This is a genomic window from Acinetobacter colistiniresistens (genome assembly GCF_024582815.1).
Classification (GTDB): domain Bacteria; phylum Pseudomonadota; class Gammaproteobacteria; order Pseudomonadales; family Moraxellaceae; genus Acinetobacter.
Genome location: NZ_CP102099.1, coordinates 2581030 through 2602537, shown reverse-complemented (window position 1 = coordinate 2602537; position 21508 = coordinate 2581030). Strand labels below are relative to the sequence as shown.

General features: G+C 41.5%; 18 protein-coding genes. 3 read left to right on the top strand and 15 right to left on the bottom strand.

Translation table 11 applies throughout. The features are described 5' to 3' along the window. Positions 1-16: 16 nt before the first annotated feature. From NQU59_RS12490 to ybaK, 9 genes are all read right to left on the bottom strand, one after another. Positions 17-1273, bottom strand: a complete 1257-nt coding sequence (locus tag NQU59_RS12490) for an MFS transporter (RefSeq protein ID WP_257063660.1) — start codon at positions 1271-1273, stop codon at positions 17-19. Positions 1274-1298: 25 nt separating this feature from the next. After that, complete coding sequence (locus tag NQU59_RS12485; protein WP_257063659.1) at positions 1299-3557, bottom strand: TonB-dependent receptor; 2259 nt, start codon at positions 3555-3557, stop codon at positions 1299-1301. 9 nt (positions 3558-3566) lie between these two features. Beyond that, the gene (locus tag NQU59_RS12480; RefSeq protein ID WP_257063658.1) at positions 3567-4817 is read right to left on the bottom strand and encodes an MFS transporter; all 1251 of its coding nucleotides are present in this window, start codon (positions 4815-4817) and stop codon (positions 3567-3569) included. Continuing rightward, a complete protein-coding gene (locus NQU59_RS12475; RefSeq protein ID WP_043969908.1) occupies positions 4814-5185 on the bottom strand; it encodes a hypothetical protein in 372 nt (123 codons plus the stop codon). The genes NQU59_RS12480 and NQU59_RS12475 overlap by 4 nt, the downstream gene beginning before the upstream one ends. Further along, on the bottom strand, positions 5182-5820 hold the full coding sequence (acbD, locus tag NQU59_RS12470) for an acinetoferrin biosynthesis acetyltransferase AcbD (RefSeq protein ID WP_257063657.1): 639 nt from the start codon (positions 5818-5820) through the stop codon (positions 5182-5184). The genes NQU59_RS12475 and acbD overlap by 4 nt, the downstream gene beginning before the upstream one ends. A 30-nt stretch (positions 5821-5850) precedes the next feature. Continuing rightward, entirely contained in the window at positions 5851-7668 is a 1818-nt protein-coding gene (locus tag NQU59_RS12465) for an IucA/IucC family protein (protein WP_257063656.1), read from the bottom strand. Beyond that, complete coding sequence (locus NQU59_RS12460) at positions 7665-9146, bottom strand: lysine N(6)-hydroxylase/L-ornithine N(5)-oxygenase family protein (protein WP_257063655.1); 1482 nt, start codon at positions 9144-9146, stop codon at positions 7665-7667. Before NQU59_RS12460 ends, NQU59_RS12465 begins: the two co-directional genes overlap by 4 nt. Beyond that, a complete protein-coding gene (locus tag NQU59_RS12455) occupies positions 9139-10923 on the bottom strand; it encodes an IucA/IucC family protein (protein ID WP_257063654.1) in 1785 nt (594 codons plus the stop codon). Before NQU59_RS12455 ends, NQU59_RS12460 begins: the two co-directional genes overlap by 8 nt. 332 nt (positions 10924-11255) lie before the next feature. After that, the gene (gene ybaK / locus NQU59_RS12450) at positions 11256-11723 is read right to left on the bottom strand and encodes a Cys-tRNA(Pro) deacylase (RefSeq protein ID WP_257063653.1); all 468 of its coding nucleotides are present in this window, start codon (positions 11721-11723) and stop codon (positions 11256-11258) included. Positions 11724-11888: 165 nt separating this feature from the next. On the opposite strand from ybaK, the gene NQU59_RS12445 reads away from it, so the two are divergent. Together NQU59_RS12445 and NQU59_RS12440 are read left to right on the top strand one after the other, a co-directional pair. Then, the gene (locus tag NQU59_RS12445; protein WP_005241366.1) at positions 11889-12194 is read left to right on the top strand and encodes a hypothetical protein; all 306 of its coding nucleotides are present in this window, start codon (positions 11889-11891) and stop codon (positions 12192-12194) included. A 194-nt stretch (positions 12195-12388) separates the two neighbouring features. After that, the gene (locus NQU59_RS12440; RefSeq protein WP_043969903.1) at positions 12389-13765 is read left to right on the top strand and encodes an ABC1 kinase family protein; all 1377 of its coding nucleotides are present in this window, start codon (positions 12389-12391) and stop codon (positions 13763-13765) included. A 119-nt stretch (positions 13766-13884) separates the two neighbouring features. On the opposite strand, the gene NQU59_RS12435 is transcribed toward NQU59_RS12440, so the two are convergent. Then, positions 13885-14613, bottom strand: coding sequence for an alpha/beta hydrolase (locus tag NQU59_RS12435; protein WP_043969902.1), 729 nt, complete (start codon positions 14611-14613; stop codon positions 13885-13887). Between the two features lie 111 nt (positions 14614-14724). Continuing rightward, on the bottom strand, positions 14725-15909 hold the full coding sequence (gene pobA / locus NQU59_RS12430) for a 4-hydroxybenzoate 3-monooxygenase (RefSeq protein ID WP_257063652.1): 1185 nt from the start codon (positions 15907-15909) through the stop codon (positions 14725-14727). A gap of 139 nt (positions 15910-16048) precedes the next feature. On the opposite strand from pobA, the gene pobR reads away from it, so the two are divergent. Beyond that, entirely contained in the window at positions 16049-16864 is an 816-nt protein-coding gene (gene pobR / locus NQU59_RS12425) for an IclR family transcriptional regulator PobR (protein WP_257063651.1), read from the top strand. 54 nt (positions 16865-16918) lie between these two features. On the opposite strand, the gene NQU59_RS12420 is transcribed toward pobR, so the two are convergent. The 4 genes from NQU59_RS12420 to paaK form a co-directional block, all read right to left on the bottom strand. Beyond that, positions 16919-18373: a benzaldehyde dehydrogenase gene (locus tag NQU59_RS12420; RefSeq protein ID WP_257063650.1), complete on the bottom strand. Its 1455-nt coding sequence runs from the start codon at positions 18371-18373 to the stop codon at positions 16919-16921. 214 nt (positions 18374-18587) lie between these two features. After that, the gene (locus NQU59_RS12415; RefSeq protein ID WP_005241353.1) at positions 18588-19190 is read right to left on the bottom strand and encodes a carbonic anhydrase; all 603 of its coding nucleotides are present in this window, start codon (positions 19188-19190) and stop codon (positions 18588-18590) included. After that, positions 19177-20136, bottom strand: coding sequence for a phenylacetic acid degradation operon negative regulatory protein PaaX (paaX, locus tag NQU59_RS12410; RefSeq protein WP_257063649.1), 960 nt, complete (start codon positions 20134-20136; stop codon positions 19177-19179). Before paaX ends, NQU59_RS12415 begins: the two co-directional genes overlap by 14 nt. Before the next feature lie 62 nt (positions 20137-20198). Further along, positions 20199-21488, bottom strand: a complete 1290-nt coding sequence (paaK, locus tag NQU59_RS12405; RefSeq protein WP_257063648.1) for a phenylacetate--CoA ligase PaaK — start codon at positions 21486-21488, stop codon at positions 20199-20201. Positions 21489-21508: the final 20 nt, after the last annotated feature.

The following is a 21508-nucleotide window of genomic DNA, read 5'->3' as shown; positions in this document are numbered from 1 at the left end:
AACCAAAAACTCAGCTTTATTCATCCAGTAATAGTGCCGCCTCTCCTTCTTTTCGAATCAGTATCCAGCTAAAATACAATCCAATTGACAGGGTTAAAAACAGCAATAAATAGAATGGAAAATGGCTGCTAAAACGATATAAAAAGGTACTGAGTAAAGGACCCACAATTAAACCCAATGCTTGTGTCGCAGTACAGAAACTTGCCATTTTAACCTGCGACTGTTGTGAAACTGCTTGAGCAGCACCCGTAGTAAATGCAGGTAATAAACATGCGACTGAAACGCCATAAAAAATATAGCTGGCCTGAAATACCCAAATTGTAGGTGCATACAATGAAAGTGATAAGCCAAAACACATGGTGACTAAGCCAATAATCACTAAGCTATTTAATTTAAGCTGCAACACTTTCACGATTAAAAGTTGAGTGAGTAACAGACAAACGCCAACCAGCAGCATGCATTGAGAGAAATACACTGCGCTCTGCTGGCTACTGAGATAAAATTTATCCTGAATGTAAAAACCTGCTGTCATGTTTAAGGTCACGATCGCAACATAAGTCACAAAACCTAAGGCTAGCCAAATCAAGCTTTGCTTGAGAATCGGCTCCTGCTCTAAAGTGTCATTCTCTTCTTGTTTAAGCTGAGAAGTATCCGACTGAATTTGTGCAGTTTTGCCAAACAGGATACTGAGCGCAATACTGACTAAACCCAGTAATCCCACGGCAATCCACATCGGAAAAAGTAGACCGCCGAATAATAAGACTGACGTCGCAAATGGCCCAACAATCATGCCAAAACTATTCATTGCACCAAACATTGCCATCTGCTTACTACGATCATCCGCTTCTGCTGCATGCGTCATCACATAACTTTGCAGACCAATTTGTGGCAAAGCCATAAAAATGCCTGTAGAAGCACGACTCAGTACCAGCAAAATAAAAATCAGTAATGTCGGTAAAAACGCTCGTGTTCCCAAATACAGAATCAAGCTGAAAATAGCCCAAGTAAAGGTCATTCCCCAAAAACCATAATTAACGAGCTGGTTGGGAGATAGCTGACCTTTCTTTTTCGCAATCCAGATTGAGGCAATCGCCATACAGATTGCCCCTGCTGAAACAATCACACCACCCTGAAATTCAGATAAATGGAGCTGGCGTGTCAAAGGTGCGAGTAATGGGAGAATCATGGAAAAACAGGTGCCATTGATCAAAGCAGCCAGTACTAAAAATTTTAAATTATTGTTCATCATGCAAATCATCAAAAGAAAAGGCATCTAAACAGATGCCTTTTTGATTAGATTAATATTTGAGGGTGTAGCTCAAACCATAAGTACGACCTTGTGCAGGCAGGCTAGAGATTGGCCCATAAACCGCCTCAGCTGCTTGGCTAAATACAGTTTTATATTCCGTATTCCAAACATTATAGACACCAAAGCCCACCGTTCCGGGACCTGCTTTCGCATTGGCAATCACATCCATAACGGCATAACCTTTGATCTTCGTAGCAGCATTTGGTCGAACGTTGGTATCATATTTTGCCTTTAGAGAATCTTCATATGCTTTATCCGTTCCCTTCACCGCCAACATCTGCACTCTTAGACCATTGCCTTTATCATCATTCCATTCACCAAACAATGTACCTTTGACTGGTGAAACTTGTAAGGCATTCAGTTCACGCCAAGCACCACCCGCATCCTTGAATTGCCCACGAGTATATGCCAGTGTTCCACCAACACTAAACTGATCTAAAACAGGCATACTTGCATTCGCTTCAACGCCGTAAATTCGTTGATCTGTATCTGCAACCGTGACTGAGCGATCTGCTTTAAATTGAACCACTTTATCAGATGTATTATAGAAAGTGGTTAAACCTAAATTTGCGCCAAGGTCGTTTTGGAATCTCCAACCAAGTTCATAGTTGTTGACCGTAATTGGATCGACATTACCTGAGCGAACGACATACCCTGCTGAGACATCGCGTAATACACGTTGAATATCAGGCAAACTAAAACCTTGCGAGAAATTAGCAAATACTTGTTGCTGATCATTTAATTTATACACTGCCCCTAAATTAAACAGTGTCTTATCATGTTTTACAGAGCCCGCTGCGACTGTACCGACGGGTTGACCAGTGATATCCCCTTGAATGGCCGAAACTGTTGGCTTAAATGCCGCAGTATCACTTTCAATACGTTGATAACGCAGACCTGCCTGTACATTTAACGCATCTGTTAAATCATAGTTCCCTTGAATAAATGCACCTAAATTTTTAATGGTCGCATCGGGGCCAAAATCATAACTACGGCCAGTATTCTGATATTTCAATCCATTGTCGGTAAAACTATATAAGTCAGCTACTTGCTTATCTTTTTCATGATCATAATCAACACCATAAGTCAATTTTAAATCACGATCTGCAAGATTAAGCTTTGATGTCATCGCAGCTCGTACACCAGCGACATCAATATCAGACTCTGATTGATAGGCTAAGTAGTACCCTGCTGGGATAAAGTTACTAAGTATGGTTGGATAAAATCGGGCTTTTTCGTTACGGTAATAAGCTTCAACATTCAGCTCTTGACCTAATAAGTCGGTATTTTGATACTGGGCATTGACAGCATAGCGCTTGGTAAATGGCTGATCATCAATTTCAAACCCTTTTAATGCTTTTAAGCTTGGCGGATTACCTCTTAAAACTGCAAAATTAGGGCCATAATCAGGACCGTAATCTGAGTCTTGTTTATCGTCATAATATTGTGCCCCAACGCTTAACTTCTGCTTATCTGTAAACTGCCAGCTTAAACGTCCATTGATATCAACGGTTTCCGTATCTTGTCGGTCGGTTTGTGCAACTTCTGGCCCAATTCGATCACCGTGACTGTCTTGAATCTCACCACGTTTGGTATAGCCTGCACCCAGAAAACCATTCCAGTCACCTTGTTTGAAAGCAACGGATTGGTATGCTTCATAGGCCAAAGCATCACTTTTAAAATTATCACCAGAAGTCACACCAAGTTTTGATTCAAAGTTTAAGCCTTCACCAGAACCCTTTTTAGTAATGATATTGATGATCCCACCCGTTGCACCAGAACCATAAATACTGCTCGCACCAGAAACAACCTCGACACGCTCAATTGAATCAGGGCTAATACTATTTAATTGACGTGAGGCATCACGAGATCCAGTTTGCGCGACCCCATCAATCAAAATGAGAACCTGACGACCACGCATGGTTTGCCCATAGTTAGTAGTTGTACCACTGCTTGGACTTAGAGAAGGCACCAATTGAGCCAAAATGTCAGCCAATTTACGTCCCGCAGCTGATTGTTGTTCAATCTGTTTTTGCTCAATGGCCTGAACTGTTCCTGCAATTTCAGCAATACTTTGTGCTGAACGCGAAGCTGTCACTACGATGGGTGCAAGTTGTGCTGGTTTTTGGCTTGCTACTGCAGCAGTGGTTTGAACAGTGGCATCTGCTTCAACCGTCTCTGCATACAATTGTGTGCTGATGGCTAAGCTGAGCAGTGTTAATGATGTCGAAAGTGAACGTACTTTCATAGATTTCCCCTAGGTGAGTTGTTCCGTTTGTTTTGCTTTGTGGATTAACACTTGGCTGAGCAAGACGCTCAAGACAGATGCTGCCGCTAAAATGAGATAAAAATTTCCATAGCCAAAAGCTTTGGCCAAGAAGCCTGACATTGCACCGCCAATGAAATAAACCAGCAGCTCAAAACAGACCAAAATGGTAAAATCGGTTCCTGCTTGTTCTTTGGAGCTGGTATGCATGAAATGGGCGTATAAAGCCGTCATGGCGATATAGCGGATTGCCAGAATAACGACAACGAATAGTCCCAATAACATATGCCACTGGTTAAACCAGCTGAGTAAAACGGCTAGGCCAAGTAAGGCATAGACCAGACTGCGTGCCCAACCGGCCCAAATCAGTAATTGTGTTGCTGCTATTTTTTTTAATAGGAAAGCGGCTGTCACTGCGGCCAATAAACCAATGCCCGCACCAATCACAGACATCAATACACCAATCTCTGCCAAAGACCATTTTTGATCGATCAACATCGGGTTCAGCATGGCCATTGCAGGCGCTTCGACAATGCGATAACACACAATCAACGCCAAAGCCCATAATATTTCTGGACGTTTAAATGCCCGGATCAGACTCGGTGGCTGCTTGGCAATTTTTTCTATATTTGAATTTTCTTTAATTAGAAAAATTGCAATCATGGTCAATGCCGTCATCGCAGCCAAACACATCAGTGCGGTTTGCCAACCATATAATTGATACAACCATAAAGTTGCAGCCCCACCAATCATACTGCCGAGCGCCACACCAATACTTTGCGCCATACTGCCTAATCGGTATTCGGACTCGGCAAAGGTTTCAACGGTATAGCCATCAATCGCAATATCCTGGGTTGCAGCAAAGGTTGAAATCCATAACCCGACAATGACAAAGATGCTTAGACCATAGTCAAATTGCGTCAAAGCCAAGGCAACGACACCCAAGACCAAGGCGATCTGGGTGAATAAAAGCCAAGTTTTACGTTTACCCAGCGCTTTAAAATAAAAGCGATCAATTAAAGGTGCCCAAAAAAACTTAAATGCCCATGGGATATACAGTAGCGACAACATCCCAATCCAGCGTAAATCGACGCCCTGATGGCGTAAAATCGCAGGTAAGGCGACATTGTAAAAATATAGTGGTAACGCATGTGCAAGATAGAGCACAATAACAACTGATAGACTCAGTGCTGAAACTGTTTTTATTGGAAAATCCTGATCATGTTTTAATGGTTGGTTCATACATACCTCTGCATGGCCCATTGCATGGCAGCGGTTTTTTCTAAACTAACAAAATAAGGAACATGCCAAGCTTTTTGTAAAGCTGGTGTGTCCAGTCGAATGCGATCTGCTTCATCTTGAGCAATTCGGGCAAGTCCTAAGCAATATTGGTAAAAATCTTGTTTATATTGCTTGTACCACTTGCCCTGAATTTCGCGATATTCTTCGGGAAATTCAGTGTTTGGTTCGGTTTGCATAATCAGCACAAAACTTCTTTTTTGCTCGAAATATTGCTGAATATGCGTTAACCATTGTTCAAATTCTGTCACTGAGACATGCGCTGCAAAGCGCATGTCCAAGATGTGTACCTCATTGATGGATAAGCTCATGTAACACTCAAGGTTTTGGCTGGCTGATCAGCGAGCTGTTGTTGTGAAGTTTGGTAAAATTCACCAAACTTGTTATAAAAAGTTTCTCTAAAGCAGTAATACAACATCGCCGTTTTTTCTGGCATCGGAATTAAACGCTGGCTTTCATAGCAAAGCTCTGCAACAACCGCGGCATAAGGCTTAACCGTATGATCTGGTTCACCCACGATTTTTTTCGCTTGCGAATGTTCAAAAATATAAAAACTCAGTAAACGAATGGTTGGGCGTAAGAAACCTTTACCAAATACGGATTTATCACCAAATAGCAAATGCCAGCCGAGATCATTGCCATCACCGTCGTAATAACGACCTAAACGATCACGCTTACCTTCATAAATCTCGGTATAGCCCACATCTTTGCCATCTACCCCCACAATCAATAAACGTTGATGGTCATCTGCCAGCATTTTGTCGAAGTAAACCTGTAGATCTAACTCTGATTTATTTAATTGCCATTGTGGAATAACATGCGGCTCATGCATCCACTGATGCAGCAAAGGAATATCCTGTGGATATTGCACTTGGCGTAAGTAGTACTGTGTTCCATCTTCGTGGTATTCAAAATAATCGGGTAATTGCTGAGAAATAGTTTTCATATCGAACCTTTATAAAATTTAGAAGAAGACTTAACCCGCTTTCGACTCAGCTTGCTGAGTTGACCAGTCTGCCAATGTTTCAGGGCTGACTGGGTTCGGGATTGGATCAAGGAATACAGGCACTGGACGCTCTGCTTCATCGTTATAACTGGTGGTAAACAGGCGCACACGGTTCAAACAAATTTTGGTGTAGGTTGGGCGCAACATGGCAAATTTTTCAGCACGTTCAGCCAGCTCTGGATGTTGTTGGTTAAACGCAACAATGGTGTTGGAAATGGTCTGCCAGAAATCAAATTCGGTGTATTCAGGGTAATCTTGCAAAAACACATTACAGATATAGCGGTAATGCACCATGAACAGACCGGTGAAAATGAAATGGCTTAAATCGGTTGCCTCATGGCGTAATAACAGATCGCCTTCGGTTGGCAATTGAGCCAGTTCAGGAAAATCTTCATCCACTAAATTAATGTCATCAATAAAGTCTTTTAAGACCAATGCTTTCGGCACGCCATTTTCATGTACCAACATGGTATTTTCACCATGCGGTGAAAAAGCTAAGCCATAGCGATATAGACACAGTAATAACGGACTTAAGCACACTTGGGCAAATTGCGCCAACCATGTCAAAGGACTTAGACCTGATGCTTGAATCAGTACGCTCAGGATTGATTGACCTGAAATATCTCGGTGTAATAAAGCTGCTTGAGAGAGGACTTGCTGAGATGGATCAACATAACGATCGACACTTTCACGCCATAAGCAACCAAACAATTCTTTAAATTGATAAGGTACGCCGTCAATTCGGTCAAAACAGGGTTGATGAATCGTTAAAGTTGCAATTTCACCCAAGAAAATCACGCCAGTTTTTTGTAGGTCTTGATCTTGTTGATGGATCTGTTTTAACCATCCCGTCACAGCTGGGGCTGCAAGATTCCGTTTTGATGGGAGTCCACGATAAACAGCGGTATTGAAAATACTCACTGGCAGCTTAATGTAATGACGTTGTAAGTTTGATGTGTTGCATAATGTACGAATCGACTGCATTGGCACATAGCTGTCTTGACTAATATTCAGCTCAATGATTTTCTGATCAACGATCTCATTGGCGTAGGTTGGAACCAACCATTGATGCCATTGCCATGCATGTACTGGAATCAAAAAATAATTTTGAGGGTCCAGATTTTTTTCTTTTAAGATATTGATGAATTGCTGCAGTTCATCGGCATCAAACTCATGCTGATATAAACCACAGGCATCCCATTGTTCAGTGCTGCGATACTCTGCTAAATCGCGATGCACCGCCAACCAGAGTACTTTCACTTCCGGTGAAAGTTCAGGTGCCGAGGTCAGATAATCATCATAACCAAAGCCCATGCGTCCCTTACTCATAATCAGCCATGGATGGCCTCGTAACATGCCTTCAACTTTATAATGCGCTTCAGTTAGCACCGCGGTGCTTGGTAGGCGTGCTTCATTAAATAGATGTGCTTCTGCCAACCAAGTATTATTCATTTCCTTAATCAAATAGGCTTTGGTGAAAGGCTTTACATTGGAACTGTCGGCCATTGCGACAATAAACTCATGTAAATTCCAAGCGAGCTGATCACTCTGCTGACCAGTCGTTACATCACGTACCGAGCCTTCCTGAATATTCCAATGCCCTAACAAATATTGATGGCCTTGAAACTCATACTGACGATTACCTAGATCTAACTGATAACGTCCTGCTGATAAGGCTTTCACTTCAATAATTTCTTCATATAGAAACTCTGCAATCGCCATTTCAATGAGACGCTGCCCAGCAGCACGCCATTGCTGCTGATTAATTTTTAAAGTTGCAAAGTTCATATCAATTTCTCATAAGTTGAATGTACAGAAGCACTCTGTGCCCGTGTATTTGTACAGCGACTAGTTGAATGTGCCGTAATCGTGCTCTGTTCTGTTTTCTTTAAAATGGGATGGTTTTGATCGACCTTTTTGTCAGGAAAACCTACTTCTGAAGCTACGTTGTCATCAGCCATTTGGATTTTAGGATTTTGACTAATTGCAAAATGCTGGAAGGTCTGTGCCTGCTGACCAAGATCATAAACTTGGCTTTCAGCCAATTGGTTAATAATCGTGGCTGCACGAAAAGCACCAAGACCCAGATCTGGCGTGCCGACACCATGACTATGCATTTCTTGATTCTGGACAAAGATATGACCATTCAGACGGTGTACGATTCGATAATCTGCGGTAATTTGCCAACGCTGTTTATGGTCAAATTCGATATAAGGTTTCAGCAACTGCATAAATCCAAAATCAGGGCTAAAGTAACCCGTTGCCGCAACGAGGAAATCACAATCAAGATGGAAGGTCTGTGCCGTCGCGCGGTGTTGGAAATGCAGTCGGATTTTTTGTGTATCCAACACTTCTGCATCTTTCAGATCACATTGGCTATGTAAATGTGTCTGTAAGTTTTTTCCTGCAATACTGCGGTGATACAGTTTTTGATAGATTTCACGGATAGTTTTTGCACTAATCCCTTTATATAACAGTGCTTGTTGCTGTAACTGCTGTTGTTTTTGTTGCGCTGGCAAATTATAAAAATGCTGCGCATAGTCTGGGCTAAAGTACTCCAACCCTAATGGCGCATACTCCATCGGGAAGAAACCTTGCGAACGGGTCAACCAGTGCAGATCAAACTGATGATTCGCTTCATCTTGTTGTTGATCAAACAAATCAATAAAGACTTCTGCAGCAGATTGTCCAGAGCCTAATACGACCACATCCCCATGCAAATCCGCATCAGCGTGCGTCATATATTGAGCGGAATGGAGACATTGTTGCGGCCGTTGTTGCTGAACTTTTGCCAAGCATTCAGGTAGATAAGGAACATTTCCACTGCCAATCACCAAATGACGGCATAAATAACTGTGCTGAACGCCTTCCGATTCTACAACTACTTTAAAACCAATGGGTTGAGGTTCGATCTCCAGAACGCGAGATTGATATTCGATACAATCCAGTTGCTCTGCCACCCATTGGCAATAGTGGTTATATTCACAACGTGGAATATGGGGTTGTTCTAAAAAGTAAAATTTATATAACCGCTGCTGATGACGCAGATAATTCAAAAAGCTGAATGGGCTAGTTGGATCAACCATCGACACCAAATCAGCCATAAATGGAACCTGCAATACGGTATTCGGTAATTGCATTCCTGCGTGCCAGTCAAACTGTGGTTTCTGCTCGAAAAATACATAATTTAAAGAGCTTTTATTTTGTAGCAGACTAGCCAGACTTAAATTAAATGGCCCTAGGCCAATTCCAATAAAATCAAGCATAACTGACATCCTTCTGTGAAATACGCAGCGGATTTGGCAGTTGCACATAGACCGATTGGTTTTCGACAGGTGCAATGAGCTCATCTAACTCATGCAAGCGTGTCAGTAAATTGCCTTTATACGGTAAAGTCGAATTGAACAGTAATCCCTGTAACAAGGTACTATCAGGATATTGCTGTAATTGCTCTTGTAAGAAAGCTGTGAGGTGTTCCAGTAATTCATCTTCAGTGATATAACCTGTAGCGCCAATCGCATTGATAATGCCAAACAAGGTATTACCAAAGAAATAGTAGCTAAAACGTTCATCGACAAAATCTTTCGGACCCACTGCAAAGGCTTTTTCTTTCAGTTCAGGCAATGCTTGCAGAATTTCAGTTGCAAATTCTTCGATATAGTAAAAACCTTGGTTATCACGCAGCCATAAAGTTTTTGGGAAATGATTTTCTAATTCCAACAATACATTCTGCTGATGTGATTCAAAGGCCATGCCATAGCGATGATATACATACATCAGCGGTTGCAAACTGACCTCAAGGAAACGATTAAACCAATCCAAAGCAATTTCAGAGAAATCGGTTTCAGGGTGTGTTTTGGCAATTTTTGCGAATAAAGCATTAAAACGGTTTAAAGGCTTATCTGGATGATCCTGGCATAAAGATGCGATACAGGTGACTTGCTGTTGCGGATGAAATGGCTGATCACGGAAAATACAAATACTTTCATTTACCACTTCATCATCAATTTTTAATGCAATCCATGCAGGGTCATTCACCGCTTTCAAACTTGGACACTGCTTTAAGATATTTTGACCAAACTCGCTATGCCAAAGACGATAAGTCAGTTCACCACGATGGCATTCTTTAGCTAAATTGACGCGAATAGAATTGGTGATCATCACTGAAAGTGACGGCTTCACCATCCACGGTGCATTAAAACTCGCCAGTGTTCGGATTGAAGTGGTTGGAGAAAATTGCCAACCACGTAAACCTAAATCAATGAGTTGTCCTGTTTGTTTCAGTCGCTCAAACCACGGTTTACTTTGTAAATAACGAGCTTGCCATGGATGGAGTGGAAGCAGCTTATATTCGGTATGGGTTTTTAGCAGGTTGAGATCATTTTCAGACAGATACCACTGCAACGCCGTTTTTAATTGCGCTGAAATGCTGTCATCAGTGGCGCTGCCTTCGGAAATATAATCTTGGTGCACCAGCCAATAATGCAGTTGAGTCTTGCCTTTATGCTCAGGTGAAAACTTTAACCAATCTTCATGCACAAAACCGGTTCTACTTTTCGGCGCTGGGTGCATGCTATGCCCTAGAATCAGTGCTTGTTCTGTTTCAATAAAGTTTTGACCCGCTTTGACAAGGTCATCGAAATCAGCTTCGCGTTGCAGCAAAAACTGTTCAAGTGCATCACGGCTTTGAATCCACTTCTCAAGCAAGGAAGCGGCATCCAATGGCACAGATGATTCAAAAACCAATTCTTCAAGCAATAACCCGACGATTGCAACAGAACTGAATGTCTTAACTTGTCCATGCATCGTGATTTGAGGAAGATCTGCTACACGGTGTCGCCCGACTCGACTGACATAAGATAAAGGAAAATTACAGTGTGCTTGAATAGAGTGAATAGGAATGGATAACAGCGTCAAACCTTGGCTAAACGCTCGTTGTTGTGGACTTTGCTGACTGTTATCTAGCAAGTGACCTTTGCCAGTTTCTTGCGTATATGCGTTGACGAAATGTTGCATCGCCAACCGATTGGCAAGTGATTGCATCTGACGGTTTCCTCTTTCAAGAGAGTTAATTTGTTTTTCGAAATGTTTTAGGCCTGAAACACGTCTTAATCGCAAGGGAGTTTATGATTAAGATTGAGCTAATGATAATTATTATCATTTATAATTTCAATTCAGATTCAACTTTGCAAAAATATCGCTCAAGCTATTGAATTAAATCTTTTAATTTAGAATTTAGCGCAAAAAAGATACAAAAGATAATAATAATTCTCATTAAATAAAATGATAATTTTTGTATTGGCAATAGTTTTTATAGATTTAAATTTATCTATAAATAACAATAAATTAAAATAATATTTCCTATAATGTTTATTTTATTCGTCTAAAACATCAAAAAAGCTTGCGCCTAACAATGTGGCTAAAGCTTGCGGATCCAAACCAATGTCTAGTCCCCTTTTACCGCCGCTGACATAAATTTTATCGAACGATTTTGCTGTTGCATCAATAACGGTTTTCAAGCGTTTCTTTTGCCCAAGTGGACTAATTCCCCCGACCAAATACCCCGTTAAACGCTCTGCATCTTTAGGGTTTGCCATTTGTAGTTTTTTACATCCAACTGCTGTCGCCACTTTTTTTAGATTGAGTTGGTGGTTTACAGGCAAAATCGCAATAAAATAATTTTTTTCGTCAGTTACCATCAATGTTTTGAAAACTTCTTCTACCTTCAAGTTAAGCTTTTCAGCAGCTTCTAGTCCGAAGCTTTTGGCATTGGCATCATGTTCATATTCGTGAATAGAAAATGGTATTTTATTTTTTTCCAACAGTTTACAAGCAGGTGTCATAACGATTCAGTATTTTTGTTTAAGTTTAGTAGTTATATAAGTGTAGCATTTTTAAATAAAGGATGAAATTTACTTAGGCTATTTCCGATATCAATCTGTGCTTGATAAATGCATGAGCAACCTCATATAGTGGCTAAAGGTGAAATAAACAGGCTCAATAGTTCTATGAGTTATAAGCATAATAATTTGATGGCAATGCGCCAAAATTATTGGGATGATGAGTCATCCAGCACAGTACAGGCGGAAAAACAATTTCTCAGAAAAATGCTGATTGAAGAAGGAATTTTCAAAGATGCAACTTTAGACGACACCAAGTACTTTTTCTTCACGCTGCCCAGTATTATTATTGTTAAGGCTTATGCGGTTGGCTTTCACCATAGTCAAGTCAAGCAGATGTTAGTGAAACATATTCATAACCATCGGGCAGCTTTAATGCAAAAGTCTTCACTAAAGATTCAGTTCAAAATTTAGGACAAATGTATAGTAATGACGAAGTAAATGTGAAATATTTACTTAGGCGCTTTAAAAATAGATGCCTTATTGCACAAATTTAGACTGATAATTCAAGAGATTGAACTATTTTAATACGTTCAAAAGCTGTAATATCCGCTACAATTCAAGTCTCGGCTTTCAACCCTCCGATTTCAGCATAGGATTTTTCTTTCATGTCAGATCAGAACGATAAGCTTAAGAATCTAAAAACCTCGTCGGTGGATCGTCGCTTATCTATTGCAAAAGCTTCTTTACTTGCTGGAACACGTTGGGCAACTGCAAGTGCAACTTCCCTCTTTTCCAGTGAGGAAGAAAAAGAGAAGAAACGTAAAAAAGCCATGGCTGAGCAAGCACATTATTTAGTTTCTGAAATTGGCAAACTCAAAGGTTCAATCGTAAAGATCGGACAAATGATGGCGTTGTATGGTGAACATTTCTTACCTGAAGAAATCACACAAGCTTTAAATACTCTCAACAACCAGACCGTCGCCTTAGCTTGGCCTGCGATCAAAGCACATTTACAAGATCAACTGGGCTCAAAACTTGACGAGCTTACGATTGATCATGAGCCGATTGGAACAGCATCACTTGCTCAAGTCCACCGAGCTACCCGTAAGTCAGATGGTTTAGAATTGGTACTTAAAATTCAGTATCCGGGTGTTGCTGAAGCCATCGATTCTGATATGAATCTGTTTAAGAACATGCTCAAACTGACACGGATGGTGCCGCAAACCCGCGAATTTGATCAATGGTTCGATGAAGTCCGTGAGATGATGCATCGTGAAGTCGATTATGGCATTGAAGCGGCAACGACTCGTCGCTTTGCTGAGCGACTGAAAGATGATCCTCGTTACGTTGTCCCTCAAATTGTAGATGAGTTCTGTGCTGAAAAAGTGCTGTGCATGACCTTTGAACGCGGTGTCCCAGTTAATAGTCCTGTTATGCTTTCGCTGCCACAAGAACGCCGTAACCTGTTGGGTGAAGCCTCTTTAGAAATCGCGGTGCGCGAACTATTTGAATGGGGTGAAATGCAAACCGACCCGAACTTTGGTAACTACTTGGTTCGTTTAGGTAATGGTAGTGATGTTAAAGATAAAATTGTATTACTCGACTTTGGTGCCATTCGCCAATTCGATAACAATTTACTGACTGTTGCCCGTAATCTGATTCATGCGGGTTACGATCATGATAAAAATGCAATGATCAAAGCCATGACTGGTTATGAATTCTTTGATAGCATGCCAGACAGTGTTAAGCCTGGCATGGCCGACGTATTCTTGATTGCAACAGAGGCATTTAGTTGCCCGAGCAACAATCCAGATATGCCCGCAGGCATAATGGATGAGCAAGATCGTTATGACTGGAAAAAAAGCCAATTGCATAACCGTGTGATGCAACAGGCGGGACAATCGATGGCTTCACGCTATTTCTCGGTTCCACCAAAAGAGTTTATGTTCATTAGCCGTAAGTTTATTGGCGCGTATACATTTATGACGGTGATTGAAGCAAAGACCAATGTACGCAAAATGATTCCGCAATTTGCCGAATAAATTGCTCAATCGAGTATAAAAAAGCTGTTCAATTCTCTGAACAGCTTTTTTTATAAATCCAGAGCTTGAACACTCGAAGACAATGAATTCTGAGTCTTGAGTAATCTTTTCTGTAAAACTCAATCACGTGCTGCAATCATAATCGCCTTAGCAAAACCAGTGGGATCAGTAAATAAAGTTTCATGTCCCCCGTCCGCCTCTATATAACGAAATAAACCTAAGCGCTCAGACAAACGTGGATGCCAGGATAAACTCTGTGGCAGTGCCGTATCTTGTTTGCAATTCAGATATGATTTTGCAATTTCCATCTCCGCAATAGGTTTTGACAGTACAATAGGATCACTAAAACAACGATAGGGTTGTGGCGTTAATAATTCATACGCAGATTTAGCAAGCACTTCATCTGCATCATTCATAAAGCATTCACGCCAAACAGGAAATGGTAAAGAGACTGCATGATTATTAGCCTCAGCCATTTGATCGAACAAAGCTTTATATTTTGCTGGGGCCATATCATTCAGACATTCATTTGGAAATGGTACGAAGGCATTTGCATATACTACTCGACGAATCCGCAGTGGAATACGATCAATAACCGCAGAGATCACCATACCCGCATAACTATGCCCCACCAAGCGAATATTATTTAAATCATACTGCTCTATATATTGAATCAGTGAGTTAATGGCATCTTCTAAACCAATTTGACTACAATCTTCATTGGAGCGATTACCTGCCAAGGTTGGACAATGAACAATATGACCTTGAGAACGGAGATATTCAGCCGTTGGTTCCATTAAGGCGCCGTTGTGCCATGCACCGTGTACGATAATATAAGTATCAACCATGATCAATCTCTCTATTTCCCTATGTAAGTGGATCAACACGTCACATATCATCTTGTTTAAATTTTGAAAATCGTTATCAATGCAATGTGCTAAAAGTATTTGAATTACGATTTAGGCGTGTATAGGCAATCCGACATAATTCTCTGCCAAAGTCGTCTTTCCCGCAGTAGAGCCAAGAATATAACTCAGTTCAGCTTGTTTAATTTTGTGATCAAACTCAGTTTCTGTTTCAAAGCGATGCAATAAGTGTGTCATCCACCAAGAAAAACGCTCTGCCTTCCAAACCCGTTGCAGACATTTTTCTGAATATTCCTGAATGCCCTGATCTGAACCTTCGACATAATATTGAATCAATGCATTGGAAAGATAAGCAATATCCGAAGCTGCAAGATTCAGTCCTTTTGCCCCTGTTGGTGGGACGATATGCGCTGCATCGCCCGCTAAAAACAACTTGCCAAATTGCATGGGTTCTGTCACAAAACTGCGTAGCGGTGCAATACTTTTTTCGATTGACGGCCCTGTCACCAATTTCTCTCGGCTTTCAGGGTCAAGACGACTTTTCAATTCCTCCCAAAATTTTTCATCTGACCAGTCTTCAACTCGATCATTAAGTGGCACTTGCAAGTAATAACGACTCCGTATTTCTGAACGCATACTACATAAGGCAAAACCCCGTTCTGACTGGACATAAATCAATTCATCCGCAACGGGAGGCACATCGGCTAACACGCCTAACCAGCCAAATGGATACACTTTTTCATAGGTCTTGATTTTCTCCTGAGGCACACTGGCTCGGCATATTCCATGATATCCATCACAACCTGCAATGAAATCACATTCGATCTGGATGGTTTTACCTTGGTATTCAAATTGTACTTTAGGTGTTTGATAAAAATTGCTGACCTGTACATCTTGTGCTTCATAAAATGATTTAAGATGTGCAGTTTGACGGGCGGCCATTAAATCTTTGGTCACTTCTGTTTGACCATATACTGTGACTTGCTTTCCACCAGTCAATGCGGATAAATCGACTCGATGTTTTTGTCCATTAGTGAGTATTTCAATGCCTGAATGCGGCAATCCTTTCTCTTTTAGATGTTGATCGACACCAGCCTGCTTAAGTAAATCAACCGATACTTGTTCTAAAATGCCAGCACGTATCCGAGAAGCGACATAATCTGCACTGCGCTGCTCCACGATAATATGCTCAATACCAGCTTGGTATAGGAGCTGTCCGAGTAACAATCCGGCTGGACCAGCACCAATAATTGCGACCTGTGTTGTTAAAATATCCATGACATCTTCCTTGTGATCTCCTGTTTTTTAACTTACTGCTTTTAAGTTTTGTATACGATCTATCCAAGTCGAAAAGAACCGTTTATCATTTCATTTGTCCGAATAGCGGACAAAACATCATAAGAACAGGAATGGAAGTATGGTGAAGGTTGATGCTGTGTTAGAACACCCCAATTCACATGAATGTATACGTCAGGAAGACTATATTGCAGGTTTAGCCAAAGGTCTGACCTTACTGGAAGCTTTTGGTGTTGATCGACAACGTTTGAATGTCACTCAAGTGGCTGAACGGACGGGGATCAGTCGCACTGCAGCACGGCGTTATCTTAAAACTTTGAAATACTTAGGCTATTTAGATACAGATGAACATTATTTCTGGCTCACCCACCGTGTATTACGGTTCTCAAGTTCCTACTTAAGCTCAGCCCATCTACCTAAAATTGCCCAATCCTTCCTGAATCTTTTATCTGCACAAACCACATTAACCTTTTCATTAGTGGTTCTAGATGATAACGAGGTCGTCCCGATTGCTCGTAGCTATTTACCTCAACAGGATAATCTGCGTGTCAGTCCTTATGGTATGCATTTGGGCAATCGCTTACCTGCACATGCAACCTCAACAGGCAAAGTATTATTAGCAGCGTTATCTGAACAAGCTCAACGGGATTGGGTAAAAACGTTTGCTTTAAGACGTTTAACCCCTTTTACAATAACCGACGAAATCAAGTTTTTTGAAATACTGAAAGCAATATCACAAGCAGATTACTGCCTATCCAGAGAAGAACACGAACTTGGTGTAATCGCGATTGCTGTGCCCGTGATTGATGCACAAGGAAAAGCGATTGCCGCTCTAAACTGCATGTCACAGACCAATCGTGTACAAGAGGATTATTTAGTCCAGCAGATTTTGCCGCTACTGCGCAATACCGCCAATGAACTACGCAATGTGATTTAAAAGGATTTGTCCCTAGTGCTTTAGGGACAAATCAGAAGAAATTTTCAAGATTGCTTAGAATGGATAATGGAGCGCTTGTGCCTGAATGGTCATCCATTGCCATTGGGTAAACTCATCCGCATTCGCAGGTCCACCAATCCGTGTGCCATTGCCTGAGGCTCCAAAGCCACCAAAGGGATTCACTGTTTCATCATTTACGGTTTGATCATTGATATGCAATAACCCGACATTCAGTTTTTGACCAAGCTGCATGCCACGGCCAACATTTGCGGTAATAATCCCAGCTGAAAGCCCATAATCTCCATCATTTGCAAGTTCAATAGCCTGTTCATCCGTGCTAAAAGGAATCAGAACAGCAACAGGACCGAAAATTTCCTCAGAAAAAATTGGATTGTCCTGTTTTACCTCAGCTAAGACCGTTGGCTCAAAAAACACACCATTGGCTTGTCCACCAACTTCCAGTTTTGCCCCATGTGCTATTGCTTCATTGACCAACTGCTCAACCCGTTGTGATTGCTTGGCATTAATCAAAGGGCCAATCGTGACATCTGCATTTAATGGATTACCCACTACAAAATTTTTGACCTTTTCAATCACACGTTGTTTGACTTGCGGATAGATCTTTTCCTGAATCAGGATTTTTCCAGAAGTCATACAAATTTGACCTGAATGCAAAAAAGCCCCCCACGCGATATTTTCTGCTGCAAGCCCAATATCGGCGTCATCCAGAATAATCAGTGAGTTTTTGCCACCTAACTCAAGCGATACTTTTTTCAGTGTTTTAGCCGCATTTGCACCCACAATACGACCTACATGGGTTGAACCGGTAAATTGAATACTGGCAATATTTTTATCCAAGGTCAGTGCTTCACCGACTTCAGCACCACCCGGCAATACATGTAGCAGTCCTTGTGGTAAACCAGCCAATTCAAAAATACGGGCAATTGCATAACCGCTACAGACTGCAGTACGTTCATCAGGTTTCAAGACCACCGCATTTCCAAGCGCTAAGGCTGGCGCAACCGCACGTAGCGCAAGATACAACGGAAAATTAAACGGTGAAATTACACCGACTACACCCAAAGGAACTCGCTTGGCCAAACTCAATTTACCTGCAGCTGTTGGCAGTAATGTGCCCTGATCGGTTGCGGGTAAAGCGATACAATGTTTGAGTACTTGAAGAGCAATGTTCACTTCAAAACCAGCTTTCAACTGTAGCGAACCACTTTCTTTCACCAACCATTCAATAATTTCAGCCTGATGTTCAGTTAAAATCTGCACAGCACGCTCAAATACCGCCTGACGTTCTTGATAACTGAGCGCCCACCATTGCTTTTGTGCAATCTTGGCTTGCTGAGCCGCCTCGACCACATCGGATGCATCGGCATAACCAATCTGCCCTAAGGACTCACCTGTCGCAACTTCAACCACTTGATAACCGTTTTTGGCGGATTGCCATATACCACGAAATAATTTTTGATCCCAAATTTCTTTTGTTAAAATAGACATCATTAACCTCGTTGTATTTCCTTAAATAAACTATTCACTTTTAGGCCGATTTATATTCAAAAATGTAGTGAAAAATGCTTGCCTGTATTTTTCTGACTAAAAAGTAGAAAAATTTACACTCCATCATCAACTAATATTTAAAAACAAACTGTTGCTTTTTGATGTCTTGTTATCACTGAGGTTTAAAACAAATTGATCAGCTTAAAGGTTCAATTTATGCTGTTGTTGGTTTAATCTGATGATCGGACTGAAAATCTTGATAGGTCTTACGTTCAGGTGAATTTTCCACTAAAGGCAGCACTTCTGTCATACTGTTTAAGCAACGCTGCGCCAAATGAATATATTCTTGCGTTCCTTTGATTTTCCATGCGCGTTCTTGTTCTGTTAAATCTCGCACAACTTTTGCAGGGCTTCCGATTGCCAGTACATTGGCAGGAATCACATCTTTGGTTTTGACCAAACTGTTTGCACCAATAATGGTATTTTCACCAATCTCGGCATCATCCAGAATCACACTATTCATGCCAATCAACACATTTTTACCAATACGGCATCCATGTAAAGTGACAGCATGACCAATATGTCCCATTTCTTCAATCAGCGTGATACTTTGTGGAAAACCATGAATGATACAGTTGTCCTGTACATTGGCATTCTGCTTGATATGGATACGACCAAAATCAGCACGCAATGAAGCAAATGGCCCAATATAAACCCCAGCTTCAATGACCACATCACCAATTAAAACCGCAGTGGGATGAACAAATGCGCTGGGATGAACCACAGGGATCACCCCATCAATGCTATAACAAGGCATGACTCAGTCTCTCATTGGTCTGGGTTAAACCGCCAAAGCGACGCCAAAAATGTGCAGTCGCATTCGGCATTGGTCCTTCTGATGTTGCAGCGACTGACAGGAAATAGTCATCCGCTGCTTCAAATACTTTCTTATAAATATTCATGGATAATGTACGGGCATTCACTGCTGGCCAGTCCGCCGATAATAGTTCTAATGGCAACGCAGGATCTTTGAGTAAAATCCGACGATAATAATGAATCAATAAGGTCCGAATCTGAAAAGCTTGTATCGGTTCAATCGTTTCATCTTCCTGCATCAAAATTGCGCCAATTTCCCTAAACCGATCCAGAAATTGGAGATAGCGTTGACGCAGCTCATCAATCGGCCAATTGGTTTCTAGCATACGGCTAATCGTATCAGTTGAGTTATTAAACAGTTGTAAAGTTTCGGCCTTAAACACCACCACCTGTTCACTCATATTGAGGTCAACCAACAGCTTTTGTAGTTGTAGACGATTCGAACCTGGATACGCCATCAGATTGGTGGAAATATTGGCAAAGCCCAACCATTCCAGTTCTTTCTTTAAAAAAGCCTTATTGTCGGTGTCCAGACTCGACATCAGGATCAAATCCCAAGAATGATCCCATTCTTTCATTTGATCATTATAAATCCGCTGCTCTGCCTGTAAGTATTTTGAACGACTGGCATCGGTAATGCGATAAAAACTGGTTCTGCCAATTTTATCTGAACCGAGCCAATCACTTTTAACCAAACGAAAAACCGAGGTTCGTACAGCACGATCATTAAAATCAAACAGTTCCATTAACTGGATCAAACTGGCAAGACTGATATTTCCGCCTCGATGCAACACTGAATCACCAAAAATGGTCGAAATCAATGAGGTCCCACTTAAGGGTTCATTCTGAATAATTGAATCAATAATTTGCTGTAACTTTGCACTCATACGTTTATCTTGGCATTTAGATTCAGGGTATAGAGGATACTATACCCTGAATGATCATAATGTTAAGCAATCTGACGCATATCAATGACGCGTTTTGCTTTACCCTCACTCCGCGGTAAGGTCAATTCATTGACCACTTCCACCGTGACTGAAATCCCAATCATGGTTTTAATCCGCTGCATCAACTGCTGAGCCAATTGCTGCGCCTGCTTGTCACAGTTATGGCACATTTCGGTACGGATATGCAAAGTATCCATATGCCCTTTCTTTGCCACCAGAATTTCATAATTCGGTACCAGACTCGGCACTTGTAAAATCTGTTCTTCGATCTGAGTCGGGAATACATTGACACCGCGAATAATCAACATGTCGTCACTACGCCCTACAATTTTATCCATACGGCGCATGGCAAGATTCTGACCTGCCAATAAACGGGTTAAATCGCGAGTACGATAGCGGATAATCGGCAAACCTTCTTTGGTAATGGTGGTGAAGACCAACTCACCCAATTCACCATCTTTACACACTTCACCCGTTTCAGGATGAATGATCTCAGGATAAAAATGATCTTCCCAAATGGTCAGTCCTTCGCCTTCACCCAGACACTGCATCGCAACCCCTGGCCCCATAATCTCCGACAAGCCATAAATATCCAATGCTTTGATATTTAAACGCTCTTCGATCTCACGGCGTAACTCATTGGTCCAAGGCTCAGCACCAAAAATACCAACTTTTAACGACGTATTACGCGCACTGCCGAATTGCTGCTCCAGTTTTTCAATAATGCTGACGCAATACGATGGCGTCACCATAATTGCTGTCGGTTTAAAGTCCTGAATCAGTTGCACCTGTTTTTCGGTTTGACCACCTGACATCGGAATCACGGTTGCACCTAAGCGTTCAGCGCCATAATGTGCGCCTAAACCACCGGTAAACAGACCATAACCATAGGCGACCTGAATCATATCTTTGGCACTTAGACCTGCCATACGCAAGCAACGCGCTACGATATCCGACCATGTATGGATATCTTTTTGGGTATAGCCAACGACGGTTGGTTTCCCTGTGGTGCCTGAAGAAGCATGTAAACGAACAATCTGCTCCTGTGATACTGCGAACATACCAAATGGATAGTTCTCTCTTAAATCCTGTTTGGTGGTAAATGGAAACTTGGCAAGATCATCCAAGTTGATAAAATCATCAGGATGCACACCAGCATTGTCAAACTTTTTCTTATAGACAGGGCTATTGGCATAAACATATGTCAAGGTGTCTTTTAAGCGTTTGGTTTGCAGCGCTCGTAACTCCGCAAGCGTCATTTTTTCTACATCTTCTGTTATCAGGCTATCCACTGCCATCTCTCCTATGTCGT

Bases quoted from the DNA above. Each gene is read 5' to 3' on its own strand.
- NQU59_RS12490 (WP_257063660.1), bottom strand. From the start codon at position 1,273: ATGCCTTTTCTTTTGATGATTTGCATGATGAACAATAATTTAAAATTT.
- NQU59_RS12485 (WP_257063659.1), bottom strand. From the start codon at position 3,557: ATGAAAGTACGTTCACTTTCGACATCATTAACACTGCTCAGCTTAGCC.
- NQU59_RS12480 (WP_257063658.1), bottom strand. From the start codon at position 4,817: ATGAACCAACCATTAAAACATGATCAGGATTTTCCAATAAAAACAGTT.
- NQU59_RS12475 (WP_043969908.1), bottom strand. From the start codon at position 5,185: ATGAGCTTATCCATCAATGAGGTACACATCTTGGACATGCGCTTTGCA.
- acbD (WP_257063657.1), bottom strand. From the start codon at position 5,820: ATGAAAACTATTTCTCAGCAATTACCCGATTATTTTGAATACCACGAA.
- NQU59_RS12465 (WP_257063656.1), bottom strand. From the start codon at position 7,668: ATGAACTTTGCAACTTTAAAAATTAATCAGCAGCAATGGCGTGCTGCT.
- NQU59_RS12460 (WP_257063655.1), bottom strand. From the start codon at position 9,146: ATGCTTGATTTTATTGGAATTGGCCTAGGGCCATTTAATTTAAGTCTG.
- NQU59_RS12455 (WP_257063654.1), bottom strand. From the start codon at position 10,923: ATGCAATCACTTGCCAATCGGTTGGCGATGCAACATTTCGTCAACGCA.
- ybaK (WP_257063653.1), bottom strand. From the start codon at position 11,723: ATGACACCTGCTTGTAAACTGTTGGAAAAAAATAAAATACCATTTTCT.
- NQU59_RS12445 (WP_005241366.1), top strand. From the start codon at position 11,889: ATGAGTTATAAGCATAATAATTTGATGGCAATGCGCCAAAATTATTGG.
- NQU59_RS12440 (WP_043969903.1), top strand. From the start codon at position 12,389: ATGTCAGATCAGAACGATAAGCTTAAGAATCTAAAAACCTCGTCGGTG.
- NQU59_RS12435 (WP_043969902.1), bottom strand. From the start codon at position 14,613: ATGGTTGATACTTATATTATCGTACACGGTGCATGGCACAACGGCGCC.
- pobA (WP_257063652.1), bottom strand. From the start codon at position 15,909: ATGGATATTTTAACAACACAGGTCGCAATTATTGGTGCTGGTCCAGCC.
- pobR (WP_257063651.1), top strand. From the start codon at position 16,049: ATGGTGAAGGTTGATGCTGTGTTAGAACACCCCAATTCACATGAATGT.
- NQU59_RS12420 (WP_257063650.1), bottom strand. From the start codon at position 18,373: ATGTCTATTTTAACAAAAGAAATTTGGGATCAAAAATTATTTCGTGGT.
- NQU59_RS12415 (WP_005241353.1), bottom strand. From the start codon at position 19,190: ATGCCTTGTTATAGCATTGATGGGGTGATCCCTGTGGTTCATCCCAGC.
- paaX (WP_257063649.1), bottom strand. From the start codon at position 20,136: ATGAGTGCAAAGTTACAGCAAATTATTGATTCAATTATTCAGAATGAA.